General features: G+C 59.8%; 13 protein-coding genes. 8 read left to right on the plus strand and 5 right to left on the minus strand.

What is annotated here, in order from left to right:
- Positions 1 to 19 precede the first annotated feature (19 nt).
- The 6 genes from amrS to BLQ12_RS19705 all read left to right on the plus strand — a co-directional run bounded on the left by amrS (position 20) and on the right by BLQ12_RS19705 (position 6,757).
- Positions 20 to 1,048, plus strand: coding sequence for an AmmeMemoRadiSam system radical SAM enzyme (gene amrS / locus BLQ12_RS19680; protein ID WP_092213279.1), 1,029 nt, complete (start codon positions 20 to 22; stop codon positions 1,046 to 1,048).
- Positions 1,032 to 1,952, plus strand: a complete 921-nt coding sequence (locus tag BLQ12_RS19685) for a UbiA-like polyprenyltransferase (RefSeq protein WP_226860065.1) — start codon at positions 1,032 to 1,034, stop codon at positions 1,950 to 1,952. The genes amrS and BLQ12_RS19685 overlap by 17 nt, the downstream gene beginning before the upstream one ends.
- A 1-nt stretch (position 1,953) precedes the next feature.
- Positions 1,954 to 2,538 (plus strand): UbiX family flavin prenyltransferase, encoded by a 585-nt coding sequence (locus BLQ12_RS19690; protein ID WP_092213281.1) that lies wholly within the window; start codon positions 1,954 to 1,956, stop codon positions 2,536 to 2,538.
- A 306-nt stretch (positions 2,539 to 2,844) separates the two neighbouring features.
- Positions 2,845 to 3,336, plus strand: a complete 492-nt coding sequence (locus BLQ12_RS19695) for a PNPOx family protein (RefSeq protein ID WP_175469954.1) — start codon at positions 2,845 to 2,847, stop codon at positions 3,334 to 3,336.
- A 345-nt stretch (positions 3,337 to 3,681) separates the two neighbouring features.
- Entirely contained in the window at positions 3,682 to 5,520 is a 1,839-nt protein-coding gene (locus BLQ12_RS19700; RefSeq protein ID WP_092213285.1) for a UbiD family decarboxylase, read from the plus strand.
- Between the two features lie 202 nt (positions 5,521 to 5,722).
- A complete protein-coding gene (locus BLQ12_RS19705) occupies positions 5,723 to 6,757 on the plus strand; it encodes a KamA family radical SAM protein (protein ID WP_092213287.1) in 1,035 nt (344 codons plus the stop codon).
- 272 nt (positions 6,758 to 7,029) lie between these two features.
- Here BLQ12_RS19705 and BLQ12_RS19710 read toward each other — a convergent pair whose 3' ends face one another.
- The 5 genes from BLQ12_RS19710 to BLQ12_RS19730 form a co-directional block, all read right to left on the minus strand.
- A complete protein-coding gene (locus BLQ12_RS19710) occupies positions 7,030 to 7,536 on the minus strand; it encodes a hypothetical protein (protein WP_092213289.1) in 507 nt (168 codons plus the stop codon).
- Positions 7,537 to 7,634: 98 nt separating this feature from the next.
- Positions 7,635 to 11,132, minus strand: coding sequence for an efflux RND transporter permease subunit (locus tag BLQ12_RS19715; protein ID WP_092213291.1), 3,498 nt, complete (start codon positions 11,130 to 11,132; stop codon positions 7,635 to 7,637).
- Between the two features lie 161 nt (positions 11,133 to 11,293).
- Positions 11,294 to 12,757: an efflux RND transporter periplasmic adaptor subunit gene (locus BLQ12_RS19720; RefSeq protein WP_092213293.1), complete on the minus strand. Its 1,464-nt coding sequence runs from the start codon at positions 12,755 to 12,757 to the stop codon at positions 11,294 to 11,296.
- A 3-nt stretch (positions 12,758 to 12,760) separates the two neighbouring features.
- Positions 12,761 to 14,128, minus strand: a complete 1,368-nt coding sequence (locus BLQ12_RS19725; protein ID WP_175469955.1) for a TolC family protein — start codon at positions 14,126 to 14,128, stop codon at positions 12,761 to 12,763.
- Positions 14,129 to 14,209: 81 nt separating this feature from the next.
- Positions 14,210 to 14,656, minus strand: coding sequence for a hypothetical protein (locus BLQ12_RS19730; RefSeq protein WP_092213297.1), 447 nt, complete (start codon positions 14,654 to 14,656; stop codon positions 14,210 to 14,212).
- A gap of 656 nt (positions 14,657 to 15,312) precedes the next feature.
- On the opposite strand from BLQ12_RS19730, the gene BLQ12_RS19735 reads away from it, so the two are divergent.
- On the plus strand, positions 15,313 to 15,792 hold the full coding sequence (locus BLQ12_RS19735) for a hypothetical protein (RefSeq protein WP_092213298.1): 480 nt from the start codon (positions 15,313 to 15,315) through the stop codon (positions 15,790 to 15,792).
- Between the two features lie 1,033 nt (positions 15,793 to 16,825).
- Positions 16,826 to 21,550: a cache domain-containing protein gene (locus tag BLQ12_RS19740; protein WP_175469956.1), complete on the plus strand. Its 4,725-nt coding sequence runs from the start codon at positions 16,826 to 16,828 to the stop codon at positions 21,548 to 21,550.
- Positions 21,551 to 21,726: the final 176 nt, after the last annotated feature.

Here is a 21,726-nt window from a genome sequence, read left to right on the forward strand (position 1 = left end):
TATGGCCAAGGAGCCCATCATGGTCGAAGCCCTGTTGTACGAGCGACTGGAAAAAAATGCGGTGCGTTGCAACCTCTGCAGCCATCGCTGTACCATCAAAGAGGGACAACGGGGCCGATGCAGCGTGCGGGAAAACAGGGGCGGCACCCTCACCTCCCTGGTCTACGGACGGCTGGTGGCCACCGCCTCGGACCCGGTGGAGAAAAAACCGATCTGGCACCTGGCCCCGGGCAGCCTCTCCTACTCCGTGGCCTCCGTGGGGTGCAACTTCAGCTGCAGCTTCTGCCAGAACGCCGAAATCTCCCAGCTGGCACCGGATGAAAACGGCCAGACAGGCTTGGCCACCACCCCCGAAGAGACCGTGGCCGAAGCCCTTGCCGCCGGTGCGCGAAGCATCGCCTTTACCTACACCGAGCCCACCGTGGCCTTTGAGTTCGTCCTGGATACGGCCCGCCTGGCCCGGGAAAAAGGGCTCTTCACCATCCTGGTCACCAACGGCTACCTCACCTTTGAGGCCATCGACCTGCTTTCCCCGTACCTCACAAGCGCCAACGTGGACTTAAAAGCCTTCACCGAAGGATTCTACACCCGCCATTGCCGGGCCTCCCTGGAGCCGGTGAAAGACGCCATCCTCTATCTCAAACAAAAAGGGGTGGCCCTTGAAATCACCACCCTGCTCATCCCCGGGCTCAACGACGGCGCGGGTGAGATCAAAGAGATCGCCCGGTTCATCGCAGGCGGTCCCGGGGTCGACACCCCCTGGCACCTGAGCCGGTTCTACCCCACATACCGCATGACCGATCACCCCCCCACCCCCATGGAAACCATCCTCATGGCACGGGATATTGGAATCGAAGCCGGATTGCGCTATGTTTACACGGGCAATCTCCCGCACAATACGGGAGAAAACACCTTCTGTTACGGCTGCGGCAAAGCGGTGATCCAGCGATCGGGGTACCGGCTTATGGCCGTGGATATCAAGGACAACCGCTGCAGCTTCTGCGGCACCTACATTGACGGTATTGATATTGATGGACAGACTTCGTAATCGGATCACAGCGGCCCTCACCTCCCCTTCTGCCGCAAAAGTCAAAGAGACCCTCGTCGTTTACGGGCGCATGATCAAGTTCAGCCACACCATCTTCGCCCTCCCCTTTGCCCTCTCCGCCGTGGTGCTGGCATCCGCCGAAGCGCCCCTCACCATCTTGAAACTCTTCTGGATCCTTGTTGCCATGGTGGGCGCCCGAACCGCCGCCATGGGGGTGAACCGCATCGTGGACGCGGACATCGACAGCCGAAACCCCCGCACGGCCATGCGGGAGATCCCCAAAGGAGAGATCGGCAAAAAAGAGGCCTGGCTCGTTGTGGCCGGGTCCTCCCTGGTCTTTATCTTCGCCGCTGCCATGCTCAGCCCCTTGTGCTTCAAGCTCTCCTTTCCCGTGCTGCTGCTTTTGGGGGCCTACTCCTTTACCAAGCGCTTTACCTGGCTCTGCCATATCTACCTGGGCTTCGCCATCTCCATGGCCCCCCTGGGCGCCTGGATCGCGGTCACCGGAGGATTCTCCTGGGGCATCCTCACCCTGAGCCTGGCCCTTCTCACCTACATCGCGGGCTTTGACATCCTCTACGCCTGCCAGGACAGCGACTTCGATCGCGAAAAGGGCCTGCACTCCATCCCGGCCACCATGGGCATCAAAAAAGCGATGCAGATCTCCACCGGAATCCACGCCGCCACCTTCGGGTTCATGCTCCTGCTCTGGCCCGTGTTCAGCCTGGGCTGGCCCTACGGCCTGGCCGTGGCCCTCATCGGCGCCCTTCTCGTGGTGGAACACAAACTGGTGAACCCCAAAGACCTCACCCACGTCAACATTGCCTTCTTCCACATGAACAGCATCATCTCCATGGTTCTCTTTGCAGGAATCCTGGCAGGCCACCTCACAGGAGGCATCTAAGATGAAACGCATCGTCACCGCCCTCACCGGCGCCTCGGGCGCCCTCTACGGCCTCCGGCTGGTGAAAGCCCTGGCCGAGGCCGGTGCGCAGATCGACCTCATCGCCTCAGACGCCGCCTTTCTCGTGGCCAAGGAGGAGCTGGGCCTCTCCAAAGAGGCCTTCCTGGAGACCCTGCGCGGCTTCGGCCAGGCCAGCCTCCAGGTCCACGAGGTGAATGACTTCACCGCAGCACCTGCCAGCGGCTCCTGCCCGGTCCACGCCATGGTGGTGGCCCCCTGCACCATGGCCACCCTGGCCGCCATTGCCACAGGAAACGGCTCCAACCTCATCCACCGGGCCGCCGACGTCACCCTCAAGGAAAAGCGCCCCCTGGTCCTCGTCCCCCGGGAGATGCCCTACAGCCTCATCCACCTCAACAACATGACCGTCGCAGCCACAGCAGGCGCCACCATCCTGCCTGCCTCCCCGGCCTTCTACTCCAGGCCCGATACCCTGGAAGCCCTGGCCGATACCGTGGTGGCCCGCATCCTCGACCACATCGGTGTCACCCCGGCCGCCGACTTGGTCAAACGGTGGAAAAGCTAAAAGCAAGCCTTTCCAGGCTTCGCCGAAATAATTTCCACTTTTTCACATTAGAAAAGTTTTTTGCGGAGCTTTTTTTCAAAAAGCGACCCGCCGGAGGCAAGCTGAATAATTACGCCTGATTTTATAAAGACGGATTTAACAAACAGATTTTAAAAATTCTTCTTGAATAAATTCCACTTAAAATGCGGATGTGATTTGACCCGAGGAACGAGGGGCAAAACGCATCCGTTACCTGCTTTCAAGGTGGCACACCTTGCCGCCGGAGGCATGCTTTTTGAACCGACTTTGACCATAGAAGGCATCCCCTTGGACAAAACATCAGAAAATGCAGCCGGACTTCTGCACCGCGCACACATCATGACCCTGGCCACGGCCTGTGACGGAAAGCCTTGGGCGGCGGCTGTCTATTATGTGGCGTACAAGGGGAACCTCTACTTTTTTTCGAGCCCGGATGCCCGGCACATCCTGGAAGGGAAAGGGGAGGCGGCCGCTGCCACGGTCCATGAAAACCCGTTTCATTTTGGGCAAATCGAAGGGCTTCAGATGGAAGGGGTGATCACCAAAGCGGGGCTGACGCCACGGGCCATGGGAGCCTTTTCCCGGTATGTGAAGCGGTTCCCTTTTTTAAAGGACCTCTTCTCGCGAGAGCACCTGGGGAGCCTGGCGGGATTCCTTGCCGCGGGCAAACCCAAATGGTACCGATTTACCCCGGAGACGGTCCTCTACCTTGACAACAGCAAGGGTTTCGGACACCGTGTGGAAGTAAACCCGGAAGCACTTTTTCCTCAAGAGGAATAAAAAAAGCCTCCGGCAGCCCTGCCGGGGGCTAAACGTTTGCCTGATCTTATAACGACGGGTTTAACAAACAGATTTTAAAAATTTTCTTGAATAAATTTTGCGTTAAAGGCGGATGTGATTTGACCCGAGGAACAAGGGGCAAACGCATCCGCAACCTGCTTTCAAGGTGGCACGCCTTGCCGCCGGAGGCTGTTTTTTTGAGCTGAATAGTTACCTCTGATCTTAACATATCCGCGGGCGAAGCCCGTCAGCCAATGGCATCGACCTGGAAAGCGAAGGTCGGGAGCATTGGCGAACTTGGGGTCTAAGGGGTTCACCCCCTGGCCGCCGGAGGCAAGCAGAAAGATGACTTATGCCAGTATGAGAGAGTGTGTGGAGGACCTGGAGGCCAACGGCCACCTGGTTCGAATCAAGGAAGAGGTGGACCCGTACCTGGAGATGGCGGAGATCCATCGCCGGGTGTATGCGGCGGGGGGGCCGGCCCTGTTCTTTGAGAAGGTAAAGGGCTCTCCCTTTCCTGCGGTATCCAATCTGTTCGGGACCCTTGAGCGCTCACGGTTTATCTTTCGGCACACCTTGGACCGTGTCTCCAGGCTGGTGGCGGCCAAGTCAGATCCGGCCTCCCTTTTAAAGCACCCGTTGAAAAACCTCATGCTGCCCGTTGCCGCGGCCTGCGCCCTGCCCAAAAAGGTGAAAGAAGCCCCGGTGATGGCCTGCACCACCGACCTGTCCAGCCTTCCCCAGATCACCTGCTGGCCCGACGACGGCGGCCCCTTTGTCCTCCTGCCCCAGGTCTACTCCGAGGACCCGAAAAAACCGGGCATCCTGGTCTCCAACATGGGCATGTACCGTATTCAGATGGCGGGAAACGACTACGTCAAGGACCGGGAGGTGGGCCTGCACTACCAGATCAAGCGGGATATCGGCCGCCACCATGCCCACGCCATTGAAAAGGGCGAGCCCCTGAAGGTCTCCGTCTTTGTGGGCGGGCCTCCTGCCCACACCTTTGCAGCGGTGATGCCCCTGCCCGAAAACCTGCCCGAGGTGGCCTTTGCAGGGGCCCTTGCCGGACGGCGCTTCCGCTACGCAAAAAAAGGCGGGCACACCCTCTCGGCCGAGGCCGACTTCTGCATCATCGGCACCGTGGACCCCACGGCCGTTAAGCCCGAAGGCCCCTTCGGGGACCACATCGGCTACTACAGCCTCACCCACCCTTTTCCCTTTTTGAACGTGGAGAAAATCTACCACCGCAAAGACGCCATCTGGCCCTTCACCGTGGTGGGGCGTCCTCCGGCCGAAGACACCAGCTTCGGTGCCCTTATCCACGAGCTCACCGGTCCCGCCGTCCCGGATTCCATCCCCGGCGTGTCGGCCGTACACGCCGTGGACGCCGCAGGGGTCCACCCCCTGCTCCTTGCCATAGGCAAAGAGACCTACGTGCCCTACGCCAAAGGGGACGCAAAAAAACCCATGGAGCTTCTGACCCTCTCCAACGCCATCCTGGGGTTCGGCCAGTGCTCCCTTGCCAAGTATCTCTTTATCGTGGACGAAGGGGATAATCCCCACCTTGATATCCATGACGAACGGGCCTTTCTCATCCATCTTTTCGAGCGCATGGACTTTACCCGCGACCTCCATTTCCAGACCCGGGCCACCATGGACACCCTCGACTACTCCGCTGAAGGCTTAAACGAAGGGTCCAAGGTTGTCTTTGCCGCCGCAGGGGACAAAAAACGAAACCTCGCCACCACCCTTCCCCGCGATTTTTCCCTGCCCGACGGCTTTGCCACCCCCCGACTTGCCCTGCCCGGCGTTGTCATGGTGGAAGCGCCCCCCTTCACCGATGCTGCCCAAGGCAACGCCACGGCCCAGACCCTGGCCGACCACCTATCCCAGGTCGACACCACCGGCCTTGCCCTCATCGTCCTCACCGAAGACGCCGGTTTTGCCTCGGCAACCCTGAACAACTTTCTCTGGACCACCTTCACCCGGTCCAACCCCAGCCACGACATCCACGGCGTCGGCGCCACCCTCACCCACAAGCACTGGGGATGCATCGGCCCCCTTATCATCGACGCGCGCCTCAAGCCCCACCACGCGCCCCCCCTCATCGAAGACCCCGAGGTCTCAAAACGCGTGGATGCCCTTTGCCAAAAAGGCGGTCCGCTGGACGGGATACTTTAAGCACCTGAAAACCCCAAAAGCATGCCTCCGGCGGCCCTGCCGGGGGCCAAACTTTTGAAAAGTTTGACAAACAGGTTTTAAGCGTGATTGTAATTTATTCGTATGGCGCTCGCTTCTTTCTATCGATCATGCCTTTCCAGATGAGGTTCACCATGGCCGGCACTGCCTTTGCCTTCGCCTGCAACTGTGATACAAGGCCCCTATGAACTGGAAAGAGATACTGGACAAATCGGTGGTATCGGCAGAAGGGCTTACCGGGATTCCGGGGGCAGAGGTTGAAGAAATCTCACGCGTGGCAGGGGTCTATCCCATGCGCATCAATCCCTACTGGCTGAAGCTGATGAAAAAGGCCGGGGCTCCGTTGTGGCGACAAGCGGTGCCCTGCGCGGACGAGCTCACGGACTCCCCCCTTCTGGAAGACCCCCTCTGTGAAGAGAAGGATTCCCCCGTCTTTGGCCTCACCCACCGCTACCCGGACCGGGTTATTTTTCTCGTCTCCAACCGATGCGCCCTCTACTGTCGCCACTGCATGCGAAAGCGAAAGGTGGGAAAACACGCCGGAGCGGTGACAGATGCCACCATTGAAGCAGGCCTTGCCTACATTGAGCAGACCCCTGCGGTACGGGATGTCATCGTCACCGGGGGAGACCCTCTGCTCGTCGATGATGACAAAATTGAGTTCATATTAAAAAGGCTCTCGGCCATCCCCCACGTGGAGATGATCCGCATCCACACCCGGGTTCCCGCAACCCTTCCCATGCGCATCACGGCTGAACTCTGTGCGGTGCTTTCACGCTGCGAAAAGCTCTGGCTCAACACCCACTTCAACCACCCGGCGGAATTCACCCCCGAAGCAGAAAAGGCGCTCAGGCTCTTGAACCGAACCGGAGCGCCCCTGGGGTGCCAGACCGTGCTTTTAAAAGGCGTCAACGACTCCCCGGCCGTCATGGCCGAGCTCATGCGCAAGCTCACCAAAAACCGGGTGAGGCCCTACTACATCCACCACGGAGACGCCGTCAAAGGCACCGGTCACTTCCGCACCTCCATCGAAACCGGCCTTGCCGTGGTCAACGGCCTACGCGGCCACCTCTCCGGCCTCTGCGTGCCCGCCTACGTCATCGACCTGCCCGGCGGCGGGGGCAAGGTGCCCCTGCTCCCCGAGTCCATCCTGGACCAGGACGCCAAAAGCCTCACCGTCAAAGGCTACGACGGCAAGACCTACACCTACCCACTATAAGCAGGGGCTACAGCCCCTGCACCCCAGGTTCGGGAATGCTCTTTCGCCTTCGTTCCTCAGGCTCATCACATTCCCTGACGGGCTTCGCCCGTGTTGACTATGACTTCCAAGACTTCACCAAAATAATGTCGCACCCGCGCTTCGTTTTAATTGCCTCGAAGGGCGATCAAACGAAGCGCGGGTGCATTCTAACAGTTTTTTGCGGAGCTTTTTTTCAAAAAAACGACCCGCCGGAGGCAAATTGAATCTTATCCCTTCGCCTCCTTTGCCCGTTACTTTGTCATGTGCGTAAACGAGTCCTTCACCACCTTGTCACCGGCCTTGACCTTCACTTTCAAGGTGTAGGTTCCTTTCTGTTTCATCTCCACGTCCGCTCCGTGGCCGCCGCCCATGGCCATGGCCATGGTTTTGACCTCTTTGCCGTCAGGATCGGTGATGACGAATCCGACCTTGGCATCATGGACCATGGCCCCGTTTTTCCCTTTCACATCCAGCATCAGGTGGTGGGAAGCCATCTTACCGGACATGGACTCCATGCCATCCATATCCTTCATGCGCTGATGCATATCGATGAGGCGGTAGGTGAGGGTCAGGTCGTCAACGGTATGGGTGCGGATGACCTCCCCCATTCCATGGCCCTTCATTTCTTTTCCATGGTCCATGCTCATCTCTTTGCCATGATTTGAGGAGCCGTGCTCCTTGTGTTCAGCCGATGCAAGGGAAAAAAGTCCCAGGGTCAACAGAGCCAGCAGGCTCAAGATCAATGCGTGTCGTTTCATGAATTACGTTTCCTTCTATCTGTGTTGGTTGTTACCTGTCGGCCCCGTGGCACCTTTGCCCGAACCCGACCCTTCAAATTACCCGGACGCCGCCCACTTTACACGGGCGAAGCCTCGGAGCTTTTGCGAACCTGTATCTCCCTGGCCTTGATCCCGTAATAGATGGCCGGGATAATGATCAGGGTCAGCACGGTGGAGGAGATGAGCCCGCCCACCATGGGGGCTGCGATGCGCTTCATAATCTGAGCACCTGTGGCGCTGCCCCACATGACGGGCAGCAGGCCAATGAGGGTCGTGGCAACGGTCATGAGCTTGGGCCGGACCCTCTCCACGGCCCCTTCGATGACGGCCCCGTAGAGATCGGCCGGGGCGTTCATCTGCCCTTCGCCCAGGCGCCTTGTGTAAACCTCATTTAAATAGACAAGCATCACCACCCCGGTTTCCGCGGCCAGACCGGCCAGGGCGATAAAGCCCACCACCACGGCAACGGAAAGGTTGTAGCCCAGAAGATAGATGAGCCAGATCCCCCCGGTGAGGGCAAAGGGGAGGCTTGCCATGACCACGGCCGCCTCGGTGAGGCTTCCGAAATGGAGGAAGAGGAGCACAAAAATGATCACCAGGGTGGCAGGCACGATAAGCATCAGGGAGGCCCTGGCCTTTTCCATGTACTCGAACTGACCGGACCAGACCATGGAGTACCCAGGAGGCAGGGTCACGTGGCTGCTCACCACGTCCTTTGCCTTCCTCACATAGGTGCCCACGTCCATGCCCTTCAGGTCCACGTAGACCCAGGCGGTTCGCCGCGCGTTTTCACTCTTGATGCCGGCCGGACCGTCTTTAAAGGAGAGGGTGGCCAGCTGTGCCAGGGGCACGTGGGCGCCGGACGGGGTGGGCACCAGGACCCGTCCCAGGCTCTCCAGATCGCTGCGGTACTCACGGCTGTAGCGCAGGTTCACGGGGTAGCGTTCCAGCCCCTCCACGGTCCAGGTGATGTTCAGCCCGCCGATGGCGGTCATGATCACTTCCTGCACGTCGTCCACGGAGAGGCCGTAGCGAACGATGTGGTCCCGGTTGATGTCGATGTCCAGGTATTTGCCCCCTGTCACCCGCTCGGAGTAGACGGACAGGGTCCCTTCAAGGGGTCCAAGGACGGCCTCCACCTGGGCTCCCAGCTCTGAGAGAATCTCCAGGTCCGTCCCCATGATCTTGACCCCCACCGGGGTCTTGATGCCTGTGGAGAGCATATCGATGCGGGTTTTAATGGGCATGGTCCAGGCGTTGGTGAGCCCCGGAAAATTCACGGCTTGGTTGAGCTCATCGGACAGCTCCTCCATGGTCAGGTAGCGCTCTTCGGGCAGAACCCACCCCAGGGGCTTTTTCAAAAAGCCGGGCCAGCCCGAAAAGAACCGGGGCACAGGCCGCTTGCGCCACTCATGGAGGATTTTTCCCCGTTTCTCCTTGGGAAACACCAGGGAAAGGGGACGAGCCAGCCACCCCGGCCAGCCGTCGTAAAACCGGTCCACCACCAGGGTCTCGTACTCCACCTTTGGCCGCAGCACGATGGTGGTCTCGATCATGGACAAGGGAGCCGGATCCGTGGAGGTCTCGGCACGGCCCACCTTTCCCAGGGTGTGGCGCACCTCGGGAAAGCGCTGGATGATCTTGTCGGTCTGCTGCAGAAGTTCCCGGGCCTTGGTCACCGAAATGCCCGGCAGGGTCGTGGGCATGTAGAGCAGGTCCCCCTCATTCAAGGGAGGCATGAACTCACTGCCCAGCCGGGAGGCAGGCACATAGGTGGCTGCAATCACAAGGGTGGCAATAATAATGGTCAGCTTTCGATGGGCAAGCACCCCGTGAATCACCGGCCGATAGAGCCGGATAAGAACGCGGCTCAAGGGGTTCTCTTCCTCGCTGAGGATCTTCTGGGGCAGCGCCACCATGACAACGAGAATGCCCGCCACCAGGGCGACCCAGAAGCTCCAGGAGGGCATCTCCACACCAAAGGAGCGGGCGGCCAGCACCCCGACAGGTGGCAGCACGCCTGCCAGGCTGTAAATAAGGCGGCGGCGCCCTTTGGGTTGATCATCGGCCATCCCTTTTTCCCTCACAAAAAAGGTCATGAGCACGGGGATCACCGTCACCGCAAGGACCGAGGAAGCGGCCATGGCAAAGGTTTTCGTATATGCCAGGGGACGAAACATGCGCCCCGACTGCTCTTCCAGGGTAAAGACCGGCAGAAAAGAGACGGTAATGATCAAAAGGCTGTAGAACAGGGCCGGGCCCACCTCCCGGGAGGCGTCGATGATGATCTGCCGATGGGAGCGGGTCCCCCCGCTCCGTTCCATGTGCTTGTGGGCGTTCTCCACCAGCACCACCGAGGCGTCCACCATCACCCCGATGGCAATGGCGATGCCCCCTAAGCTCATGATGTTGGCGTTGATGCCCAGGGCGTACATGACGGTAAAAGAGATGAGGATCCCCACGGGCAGGGTGAAGATGGCCACAAAGGCGGACCGGAAGTGCAGGAGAAAAATCACGCAGATCAGGGCCACCACCGCCATCTCCTCCACCAGCTTCACCCGGAGGGTGGAGACGGCCCGTTCAATAAGGCCCGAGCGGTCGTAGCCCATCTCAATGGTCACCCCCTCGGGCAGGCCCGCCTCCAGCTCTTTCAGGCGGGTCTTCACCCGCTCGATGGTGGTCAAGGCGTTCTCACCGTAGCGCATCACCACGATGCCCCCCACCACCTCGCCTTCGCCGTTCCACTCCAGAACCCCGCGCCGCAGCTCCGGGCCGATCTTTACCCGGGCCACGTGCTTCAACAGGATCGGCGTGCCTTTTTCATCCACGCCCAGGGAGATCTTCTCCAGGTCCTCCACCGAAGAGAGGTAGCCCAGGCCCCGCACCATGAACTCGGTCTCGGCCATCTCCACCAGGCGGCCCCCCACATCGGTGTTGGACCGCTCGATGGCCTTTCGAATTTGGCCGATGGTCAGGTTGTAGGCATTGAGGCGCGAAGGGTCCACCTCCACCTGGTACTGCTTCACAAACCCGCCGATGCTGGCCACCTCGGAGACGCCGGGCACCGCCGTGAGCTCGTAGCGAAGGTACCAGTCCTGGATGCTGCGGAGCTGCTGGTTGTCCAGGGTTCCCGAAGCATCCTTGAGCACGTACTCGTACACCCACCCCACGCCCGTGGCATCCGGCCCCAGGCCAGGGGTCACCCCGTCGGGGAGGCGCCCGGCCACCACGTTGAGATACTCCAGCACCCGGGAGCGGGCCCAGTAGATGTCTGTGCCGTCTTCAAAAATGATGTAGACAAAGGAGAGCCCGAAAAAGGAGTACCCCCGCACCGACTTGGCATAGGGCACGCTCAGCATGGCCGTGGTCAGGGGATAGGTCACCTGATCCTCCACCACCTGGGGGGCCTGGCCGGGCACGTCCGTGTAGACGATGACCTGGACATCCGACAGGTCGGGAATGGCATCAAGGGGCATCCGCGACATGGCAAGGAGCCCCACCGCCACAACAAACAAGGTGGCAAGAATCACCAGGAACCGGTTCCGCACAGACCATATAATCAGCTTTTCAATCATCTTTTTTCGCCTTTGACAGAGAAAATAATCGCCTAATAAAAACGCCTCCGGCGGCGAGGTGGGCCACCTCGAAAGCAGGTTGCGTTGGAACCAAGACGACCGTCATGCATTCGCCATAGGGTTTCAGGGTGCCCCCACCTTGCCGCCGGAGGCATGGGATCTTACATATCCTCAAAAAAATCGTCGTCTTTTACCTCTGTCGGCCTGGCCTCGGGCGGCGGCGGGTTGGAGGCCTCCATCATTTTGGCCACGGCTTCTTTGAGCTGGGATTCCGAGTCCAGGAGAAACTGGCCGGAGACCACCACCTGGTCCCCGGGGGCGACCCCTTGCAGGACGTGCAGGCGCCCGTCATCCAGGGTCACGCCGGTGAGCACCTCCCGGGGGGTGTAGCGCCCCTTTCCGGTACGCACAAACACCGTCTCTTTGCTGCCGGAGCGCAGGACGGACTCGGCGGGAATCACCACCCCGGAATCTCCGGTACCTGTTTCGATGGTCACGTTGGCATACATGTCGGGCTTTAAAAAGGCGTCGCCGTTATCAAATTCCATGCGCACGGTAATGTCGCGGGTCTTGCCCTCCATAAAGGGGTAGACAAAGGCCACCTTGCCCGTTCGGCTCTCACCGGGGCTGAAGGGAAGCACCATGGAGGCCTGCTGGCCGGCCCTCACACGCGCCACTTCGTACTCGTAAACATGGGCCTCCACCCAGACCCGGGAGAGGTCCGAAACGGTGAACAAGGTGGTGCCCGCCCCGAAATACCCCCCTTCCACGGCCCGTTTGTCCACCACCACCCCGCTATAGGGAGAGGTGATTGTCACGGTGTCCAGGGCCCGCCCCCGCTTCTCCGCCCGACGAATCTCGGACGGAGCCATGGCATAGTTCAGCAGCTTTCGTTTCGCCGAAGCCAGGAGCCTCTCGTTGTAACCGCTTCCCGGCCCACCCAGCCGCTGCCGGGCGTGAAGATACTCTTCCTGGGCGGCGATGAGCTCCGGGGAGTAGACCGTGAACAACGGATCGCCCTTTTTCACATCCTGCCCTTCAAAATTGGCGTGGAGGGTCTGTATCCAGCCGGAAAAACGGGGGCTGATGTCGTAGGTGCGGGTCTCATCCCAGGTGACATGGCCCCAGGTATGAACGCTGCGGGCCAGTCGGGCGCGCTCCGCTGCCTGGATGCGCACCCCCATGTTCTGTTCCACCACCGGATCGATACGAATCTCCACCCCGCCCACGAGTTCATCCTCGTACACGGGAACCAGGTCCATACCCATGGCGCTCTTGCCGGGGGCATCATAAATCTCGGCAGGGTTCATGGGGGCCCGCCAGTAGGCCACCCCCCTCTCTTTGTCCTGAGTCGCGGCAGGGGTCTCCACCGCCTTCGGGATCAGGGCCATGCCGCACACCGGGCAGTCCCCGGGCTCATCCAGCACAATGAAGGGATGCATGCTGCAGGTCCACAGCTCGGCTTCGGTCTCGTGGGTATGATCGCCATGGGCCACGCCGGTGGTTCCGGTGTCCGCCGGCCCCGCCCGATGCAGAATCAGCGCCATCCCCACCCCCAACACGGCGAGGATCATCAGGATTCCAGCGCCCCAGGCCCACTTGGGTACATGTCGTTTCCGTGTCATGTGTCACTCTCCTTGATTCGATTTGGTCCGTGTGGGGTCTGAATCGGATGGAACGTTCTCAGCACCGGCGTGCATCAGCGGCGCAACGCCGGGAAAGGTTCCCCCAGCCAGCTCCATGAGCTTCACTTCGGCCAGCAGGGCATCCCTCAAGTACTGCCTTGCCGTAAGCTCTGCCCGCATGGCGGCCATGGCCGCCTCGATCATATCGGTGTAGGAACTCCCCCCCACCTCATAACGGGAGACCAGGGCCTGGGAAAGCTGGCGCGCCCTTGGCACGAGGTCCCTGTTATAAAACTCGTGACGCTCCACGGCCGTGGCCATCTGCGTTGCCACCCCGTCGATGAGATGGGGCAACTCCAGGCGGTAGCCCTCATAGTTGAGCAGGGCCGCTCTCTCGGTCGCCCTTCGGGAGGCCACAAGCCGGTCTTCTCGCCGGGACTTCCAGACAGGAACCGGAAAGGAGGCCGAGAGGGAGACAAAATCATCCCTGTTGTTGCCCATGGGATCGTCCTCCCGCTGCCCGTAAGCCAGCTTGACGTCCACATCGGGCATGGATTCTTTTTCCGCCAGCGAAAGGGAAACCCGACTCAGGGCCACGTCGTGCTTCAACACCTCCAGGCGGGGGTTGCCCTTTTCTGCCTGTGCCATCCAGGACGTGGACAGCCGAAGCTGGGGCAGGGCCAGACCGGTCTCCGGGCTCACCGGAAGATGAGCGTCCCGCTGGAGCAAGCGGTTGATCCGAATTTCCAGCCCACGGCGCTTCCCGTCCAGGGCCAGCCGCTCGTTGGTCAGGCCGCTCAACTCCAGTTCTCCGGTGAGCACAGCCTGCTGGACTTCCCGGCCAGCGCCGTACCGCGACGCCGAGGCATGAATCAGCTGATTCACTAGATCGTAAAGCTCTCCGTTAAGATGAAGGCTCTCGGTCACAAACCAGAGTTCATAGTAGGCCCCGGCCACTTCCCTCTGAAGGGCCAAGGCCTTGGCCTTGAGCCCGGCCTCGGCCCGACGGGCGGCGAGGAGCCGGGATTCTGCGGCCAAGCCCCTTTTTCCGGGCCAGGGGAGGCGCTGGGTCACGGAGATCTGTTTCTGGGTCATGGCCTCCTGGTCCAGGTCAAAACTTCCCGTGGGCACGTTGAGAAGCCCGACGCCGATTTTGGGATTGGGCAGGGCCCCTGCATACTCGGAGGCGTCCAGAAGCCCCTGCACCACCTCGCGGTCGGCACGAATCTCGGCGTTATTTTCCATCGCCTCCAAAACCAGTTCGGCCAAAGACTCTTCCCCCTCCCACCCCATGGCAGGGGTGATGGCCCAAATCAGGAGGCACATGGCTGTAATCGCTGTTTTCATCATCATGGTTTTACATTCCGTCATGAACATATCGGGTGCACAAACGATGGTGGTTTTTTGGCGTGCTTCCACCCATCAGAGCAACTCTCTCCGGCCCTTTTCCCTTTACCTGTCCATCTGGTTCATCATGCCTTGCACCTGGTCAATCATTTGCCGGTTCATCTTCTCGATACGTGCCTTGTCGACGGTTTCCGACGACATCTCCCCTGCCATCGCATCAAAATGCCGGGACAGACCTTTCATCATCTCCGTCATGTCCTGCCTCTGTAAGCGGGTCATGTTTTCCGGCATCCCCTGAACCATCGTTCCCATGGTGACCATGGTCTTTCCCATACTCCGCATCATCGGGCCGTGATGCACCATGGTCTCCCCTGAGGAGCCCCCATGCATTGACTGGTGATTCGCGCCTCCGTTGCTGTGGGAACCACCCATCATCGAGGAACCATGCCCCCCGCCAGATCCGGATCCCATTCCGCCTCCTCCCATGGAGGCAATGCCTGTTGCTGACGCCAAAAAAAGAATGGCCAATGTTCCGATAATAATTTTCTTCATGTTTTTACGTCCTGATTCGCTGTTGCTTAAAAAAACCAATAATTACAGGCGGCCCCCGATTTTGAAACCACACGGGTGCCACTGGCAGCCATGGGCTGTCCCATGAACTGCACCTGGTGAATAGCAGGATATATGCCAACTTGGATCGAGAAAAAAATAGTCTGTAGTTCAGGCAGGATATCCCCGCGACCGGTAGAGTTCCGCCCTGTCGGGGCAATGGGGTTGAAGTCTATTCTTCATGCCGATGAAGAGTATTCATCACGAACTCAACCCGGCCTTATAAAAGGTGAAGAACCACCTGTAATGACAGGTGAGAGGTCTTATGAGGTGAGAAAGCCGGAAAAAACGATTCGATCAAATGATCGTGACCTTTCCCCGGCTTCGGAGGCGTCTTTCCGAGAATTGTCCCCGTTGTGTTGAAGACATCTCTTCACCCCCTTTCTGTTTTCGATATGTCGCCACGTTGATTAGAGGTCAGGATACACCATCAACCCGTTAACTTTAAAGCCAAAACAATTAGAATCAGATTATGGCACGCTTTATGAATATATCCATAAACAGCCAAATAAACATCAATGCTGTCTTAACGTTTTAACGGATCGCCCCTCCCAGGTTGGGGGGCATCCAAATACAACACAAGAGTGGAGATTTTAATCATGAAACACGTTACCTCTTATACCAAACACCTTTTTGCAGCGGCCCTCATGCTGCTCGCCCTGACCGTGACCGCCGGCCCTGCATCTGCCGGATTCTTTGACTTCACCCAAGGCCGGGTGGCCCAGCCGGACACCGACCTTCACGCCCTGGGCACCCAGGCCTTGAACACCGGGCTGGGGGGTATCAGTTACTTCACCAACGGTGAGGGACGCATCATTGAAGTCAGAGCCAAAGAGATGCCCAACGGGGACCTGCGTGTTTCCCAGCGCCGGGTCTACATCCCCAAAAACTACGTGGCCAAAACCCATGACCAGACCCTGAAGGCCGAACGCATCCGCAATAGCCTGGCAGAGCTGGCCGATCAGCAACCCTGGGTGGGAGGCTACGCTGTACTGCCCCAAAGTGAAGGTGCCAAAGCGTATAAGTACGGTGTGATGGTGGAGACCGAACTCCGGCGCAACCACCAGAGCGACAACTGATGTATTGAAATCGGTGGGCATTCAAAAAGACCACCTGGCTGACCCCTTCACCGTCCCCTGGGCTCCCCTGGGGACGCAGCCCTGCAAGGGGCCTGAAGCATTCCTTCGGGCCCCCTGCCGGGATCAAAAACCGCCATGGCGTTTCCCCTTTTTCCCTTTGGCCGATGCAGGCCCCGGGGAAAGACCGGCCCTCTGTAATAAACGATCATTTATTCATCAATAAACTTGTCAACAACTCATTTCCTTTCCATAACAAGGGGTTGGCCCACAAACCGAAAAACCACGGCCCCTTTACTGCTTCACCCGGCAATCCCTCTCCTCCCAAAATGGCCACAACAAAGGATCACACATCGTCCCACCGGAAAAAACCCGTGCAGTCCCCCTCATCCCCCGGGTAGACGCCTCTCCCGGAGGACTGGTGAAACCTTCTTTTTAAATGAACATTCATTTTTTTAACTTTTTGCACATAACCCTGTTTTTATCAAAATTCAGACGGGTTAGGAACAACCTTCAGGCCGTTGATTTACTCCTTCCTTCCGTCATCCGGCCGAGGCAAGGCCCCAAACCAGGTGCCCTGTGCCGGAAAGGGCGCGCCTTGACACAGCAGGAGCGATACCGTATCCTTTTTACGTGATGCCCCTCAGCCGTCGCCGGCCGAATACGCCCATATAATCAATCTTTTGTGCCGCCCGGCATCATTCACACAACAGGTGGACGCCGCCAGCCCACAGCAAGGCAGGCCACGGCATGATACGATGGTCCCTTTGCGGCACCCAACCCGATCCCCACACCTGAATCCTGAGTCGTCATAGAAGGCGCCGGAAAACCGGCACGGCGAAGGCATAGGCTCCGGCGGCACCGGTCCAGGTCATGGTACCGACCTGCCCCCGGACCATGCGTTTTTCCCGGCCCCATAGAGCCCCTATCCGGGGCATCCTTATCCTCTCTGCACCATTTCCCAGAAACTGAACCCACGGGTTCAAGGGGTCCAGGAGCTCCCATGGCGTCTCCGGCACACCGCACATATAAATTTATGGCTCTATGGCTGCTGCTTTGGGGGAGCCTTCTTGCCGCGCCATGCGAGGTGACCGGCTCAAGCCTTCCCAGGCGGGTCGTGCTGCTGAACTCTTACCACCAGGGATACTCATGGACCGACGGCATCACCAGGTCGATCAGCCGGGCCTTTGAAGGCAAAAACATCGAGCTGCAGGTAGAATACCTGGACAGCAAGCGACGGCCCGTGGCCGAGGTGGCCGGACCGGTCAGGGAGTTTCTCGCCAAAAAGTACGCATCCCAGCAGCCCCATGTCCTTGTCTGTTCGGACAACAACGCCCTGGACTTCCTCAGGCAATATCGCTCCGACATCTTTCCCGGCGTCCCCGTGGTTTTCTGCGGCATCAACGGATTTGAGCCCGCCATGCTCAAGGGCTTCGGCGGAAACATCACCGGTGTGGTGGAAAAACCCGATCCCTTGAGCACCTCCAGGCTGGCCCTCTCTCTGTTTCCAAAAACCAGGCGCCTCATCGTCGTCACCGGGATCACCCCCACGGGCAGGACGATAAACCAACAGGCTCGCATGGCCTTGGAAAACCTGAAGGGCAAGGTGGAGACCCAGTGGTGGGACGGGCTCGCCCAGGACGATCTCTCCCGGAGGTTGAAGCGGCTCACCAAGGGAGATGTGGTCCTTCTCCTCCTCTACAACCGGGACGGCGCCGGAGAGTACTTCTCCTACGAGGAGAGCGCCAGGTTCATCGCCAGGGCGTCGCGGGTACCGGTCTTCGGTCTCTGGGATTTCTACCTGGGTTCCGGCGTGGTGGGCGGTCGCATGGCCAGCGCAAACGACCAGGGCCAGAGCGCGGCGGCCCTGGCCCTTCGAATCCTCAAGGGAAAAGAGGCAAGCCAGCTCCATGTCATCGATTCAAGCCCCAATCTCTTCATGTTCGACGGCGCCGTCCTGAAAAAATTCGGCATCCGCACCAAAGACCTGCCCCTGGGCAGCTTCGTAAAAGGGGGGACGCAAGGGGAGCTGCCCCGTCCTTTCTTTTACATCAACACCGTCGTCCTCTTTCTTGTTGCCGTGGCCATCCTCTACATCCTCCTGCTTTCAATCCGGCTCCTTCGGAAAAAAGGCCCCCTTCCCCAATTCTCATCCCAGATTTCCCAGGTCGTCATCGCCGTTCCCGCCATGGTCCTGTTCCTGGCCACCCTCCTCTGGGCAGGCCAGGACTACCTTCAATTCCGGGACAACAGTCGAAGCCTGCGCCTGAAGCTCATGGAGGAGATGCGCCGAACCATTGCCTACCAGGTGGGCCGTGCCATGGAGGACATCGCCTTCCAGAGAAAGGCTGAGCGGAACCGCCTGAACAAGGACCTGAAATCCCGTACCGAAGAGGCCCTGGGCATCACCGAACACCTCTACAACACCCATCGGGACCGGCCGGACAAAGAGATTCATAAGCGCATCTACGAGGCCCTTTACGCCTTAAGGTGGAACGACAGGCGTGGCTACTACTTTGTCCTGGACCTGACGGGACGCATGGTTGTCCACCCCCTGCTGCCGGACCTCGAAGGACGAAACATGATCGGTCTCACCGATGAAGACGGGGTCCTCCTGAATCAAAACATCATCGCCGCCGTAAAGGACAACGGGGAGGGGTTTACCCGGTACAAATGGTTCAAAACGCCGGACGCAACGTTTCAAAGCCCGAAGCTCTCCCACCACCGCCTGTTCAAGCCCCTGGGGCTCATCATCAGCACCGGTGAATACCTCGATGATATCCAGGGAGATACCCAGGCCCTGGCACGGCAACAGTTGAAAGGCATCTCCTACGCCGGAGGCGAAGGGTATATCTTCGTGACGGACTACGACGGCACACTGCTGGTCAACCGCACCCAACCCGATCTCATCGGAAAAAACCAGTGGGAAGAGACCGACCCCCACGGCATGAAAATCGTGCAGGAGTTCATCGCCGCGGCCAAGCACCCCGACGGAGGGTTCGTCACCCATGCTGCCCGATCCCCCTCGGAGCACACCGTCATGAAAAAAATCGCATACATCCGCGGCGTGGACGACTGGCAGTGGGCCGTGGGCTCCTGTCTCAGCCTGGACAAGCTCGATGACGCCGTGACCCTGGCCAGGCAGAAGATGGTCACGAACTTTTCGGCCCGCCTCGGCCTGATGCTGGCTGCCATGGGAGCCCTGGGGCTGTTCTGCACCTGGCTGGGCCGCCGATATTCCACCCGGCTGGCCACTCAGTTCCAGACCTTTCAGGAGGATTTTACCACCTCCGAGGGCAATTCCCTGGACATCACGGTCTACGGCCACGCAGAATTCCGGGACCTGGCCGTGGGGATCAACGAGGTTCTGGAAGAGCGGCAACGTGTCTCCACGGTACTGACCAAACAGCAATCCCTTTTGGAAGCCATCTTCGCCTCCACCAGGGATCTTCTGATGCTGAAAGACAAAGGCGGGGTGTATCGCATGGTCAACGATGCCTGCACCGCCTTCATGGAAAAAGAGCGCAAAGCCATTGAGGGACGCACGGACTGGGAGCTTTTCGCCAAGGACCAGGCCGAGCTCTTCTCCAAGGGGGACCGGGAGGTGTTGAAACTGGGAGAGCCCGTCACCGATGAGTGGACCTTTGCAAAGGAGGGTGCCCTCAAGAGCCTGCTCATCTCCAAAACCGCTGTGCTGGAGGGCACCGGCAAAATCACCGGGGTCCTGTGTTCGGCAAGGGACATCACCAACGTCCGCCTGGCCCAGGAAGAGCTGCAGCAAAGCGAAGAGCGGTTCCGGCGGCTCTTCCGGGACACGGCCGACCCGGTGTTTCTCATTGAGAGCAACCGATTCATCGACTGCAACGAGGCCGCCCTGCACCTGCTGCGCATGCCATCCACCGATGAGGTGCTCGGGGCCCACCCCTCACGGTTCGCCCCCACCCAGCAACCCGACGGCACCCCCACCGCCCCGGCCATGGACGCCCTCCTGGCCCGGGCCCTTGACCAGGGGCCCACCTCCTTTGAGTGGATGCACCGGCGGGCCGACGGCGAGGCCTTCTGGACGGACGTCAGCCTCACCCCCATCGCCTTTCAGAACCGACAGGTGCTGCACTGTGTCCTTCGGGACATCACCGAACGCAAGGAGATGGAGCAGCAGCTCCGGGACGCTCTGGGGCAGGCCAAGGAGGCCAGCCATGCCAAGAGCACCTTCCTGGCCAACATGAGCCACGAGATCCGCACCCCCATGAACGGGGTCATCGGCATGATCGGGCTTCTCCTGGACACCCGGCTCACCGACGAACAGCGGCAGTACGCGGAAACGGTCCAGGCCTCCGGGGAGTCCCTGCTGGCCCTGCTCAACGACATCCTGGATTTCTCCAAGATCGAGGCGGGCAAGCTCAACCTGGACCTTCTGGACTTCGACCTGCGTGCCATGCTCGATGACTTCACCGGCCTCATGGCCGTCAAGGCCGAAGAGAAAAGGCTGGAACTCATCTGCGCCCCGGCCCCGGAGGTTCCCCCCTTCCTCAAAGGGGACCCCGGACGCCTCAAGCAGATCCTCATCAACCTCACGGGCAACGCGGTAAAATTCACGGAAAAAGGCGAAGTGTCCGTCCATGTGGACCTTTTGGAAGATACCGGGCAGAAGGTGCTCCTCAAGTTCTCCGTCAAGGACACGGGCATCGGTATTTCTCCCCGGAAACAGCCCATGATCTTCCAGAGTTTCCAGCAGGTGGACCCGTCCACCACTCGCCAGTTCGGGGGAACAGGCCTCGGCCTGACCATCTCCAAGCAGCTGGTGGAGCTCATGGACGGAGAAATCGGCGTGGCCAGCCGGGAGGGCGAAGGGTCCAATTTCTGGTTCACCGTGCGCCTGGCCAAACAAAAGACCCAGCCCAAGCCCCTGCGACTCGCCGAAATCGACGGCCTGCGCATGCTGGTGGTGGACGACAACCACACCAACCGACGCCTCCTCACCACCCAGCTCTCCGCCTGGGGCGTCCAGGCCCAGGCCGTTTCCAGTGGGCCCGACGCCCTGAAGAGCCTCGCCCGGGCCAGGGAAGAGGGCGCCCCCTACCACCTGGCCATCCTCGACATGCAGATGCCTGAAATGGACGGCGAGGCCCTGGGGCGCGCCATCCGTGCCAACCCGGACCATCAGGGAACCCTGCTGGTCATGATGACCTCCATGGGGCAGAGAAGCGATGCCGGGCGCATGGAGAAGATCGGATTTTCCGGTTACCTCATCAAACCCGTCAAGCAAAAGGAGCTCTACGACACCCTGGCCGTTGTGGCGGGCAAGGGCGGTGCCGACAGCGGGAGTCCCGCCATCATCACCCGCCGCCTGGTCAAGGAAAACCAGCGCCGGAACGGCCACGTCCTGCTGGCCGAAGACAACCCCACCAACCAGAAACTCGCCGTGCTCCTGCTGCAGAAAATGGGCATCCACGCCGATGCCGTGGCCAACGGAAAAGAAGCGATCCAGGCCCTCTCCAAAATCCCCTACGACCTCGTCCTCATGGATGTTCAGATGCCAGAGATGGACGGATACGAGGCCACGCGGACCATCCGGGCCGAAGGGTCCACCGTGTTGAACCGGTCCATCCCCGTCATCGCCATGACCGCCTTTGCCATGAAAGGAGACCGGCAAGCCTGCCTGGATGCCGGCATGAACGACTACCTCAGCAAACCCATCCGCAAGGACGAGCTCTCCCGCGTCCTTGATGACTGGCTCCCCGACCGGGGGAATGGCACCTGACCACCGCCCGCCGCCCACATGCTTTAACATCCTGAAAATAATTATGTCTTGACATCCTGCCGAAACAGCGACTATCAATAAAACACGCCGTTCACCCCCAACAACCTCACCGTGTGCGTCCCCGGCTCCTCGTCCCCCCCATGAACCATGGACGCCCACGCATCGGAACGCAGCCC

The organism is Desulfoluna spongiiphila (assembly GCF_900101345.1).
Lineage (GTDB): Bacteria > Desulfobacterota > Desulfobacteria > Desulfobacterales > Desulfolunaceae > Desulfoluna > Desulfoluna spongiiphila.

Coding starts and splice junctions, on each gene's coding strand:
- amrS (WP_092213279.1), top strand. CDS start 20: ATGGTCGAAGCCCTGTTGTACGAGCGACTGGAAAAAAATGCGGTGCGT.
- BLQ12_RS19685 (WP_226860065.1), top strand. CDS start 1,032: ATGGACAGACTTCGTAATCGGATCACAGCGGCCCTCACCTCCCCTTCT.
- BLQ12_RS19690 (WP_092213281.1), top strand. CDS start 1,954: ATGAAACGCATCGTCACCGCCCTCACCGGCGCCTCGGGCGCCCTCTAC.
- BLQ12_RS19700 (WP_092213285.1), top strand. CDS start 3,682: ATGACTTATGCCAGTATGAGAGAGTGTGTGGAGGACCTGGAGGCCAAC.
- BLQ12_RS19705 (WP_092213287.1), top strand. CDS start 5,723: ATGAACTGGAAAGAGATACTGGACAAATCGGTGGTATCGGCAGAAGGG.
- BLQ12_RS19710 (WP_092213289.1), bottom strand. CDS start 7,536: ATGAAACGACACGCATTGATCTTGAGCCTGCTGGCTCTGTTGACCCTG.
- BLQ12_RS19715 (WP_092213291.1), bottom strand. CDS start 11,132: ATGATTGAAAAGCTGATTATATGGTCTGTGCGGAACCGGTTCCTGGTG.
- BLQ12_RS19720 (WP_092213293.1), bottom strand. CDS start 12,757: ATGACACGGAAACGACATGTACCCAAGTGGGCCTGGGGCGCTGGAATC.
- BLQ12_RS19725 (WP_175469955.1), bottom strand. CDS start 14,128: ATGACGGAATGTAAAACCATGATGATGAAAACAGCGATTACAGCCATG.
- BLQ12_RS19730 (WP_092213297.1), bottom strand. CDS start 14,656: ATGAAGAAAATTATTATCGGAACATTGGCCATTCTTTTTTTGGCGTCA.
- BLQ12_RS19735 (WP_092213298.1), top strand. CDS start 15,313: ATGAAACACGTTACCTCTTATACCAAACACCTTTTTGCAGCGGCCCTC.
- BLQ12_RS19740 (WP_175469956.1), top strand. CDS start 16,826: ATGGCTCTATGGCTGCTGCTTTGGGGGAGCCTTCTTGCCGCGCCATGC.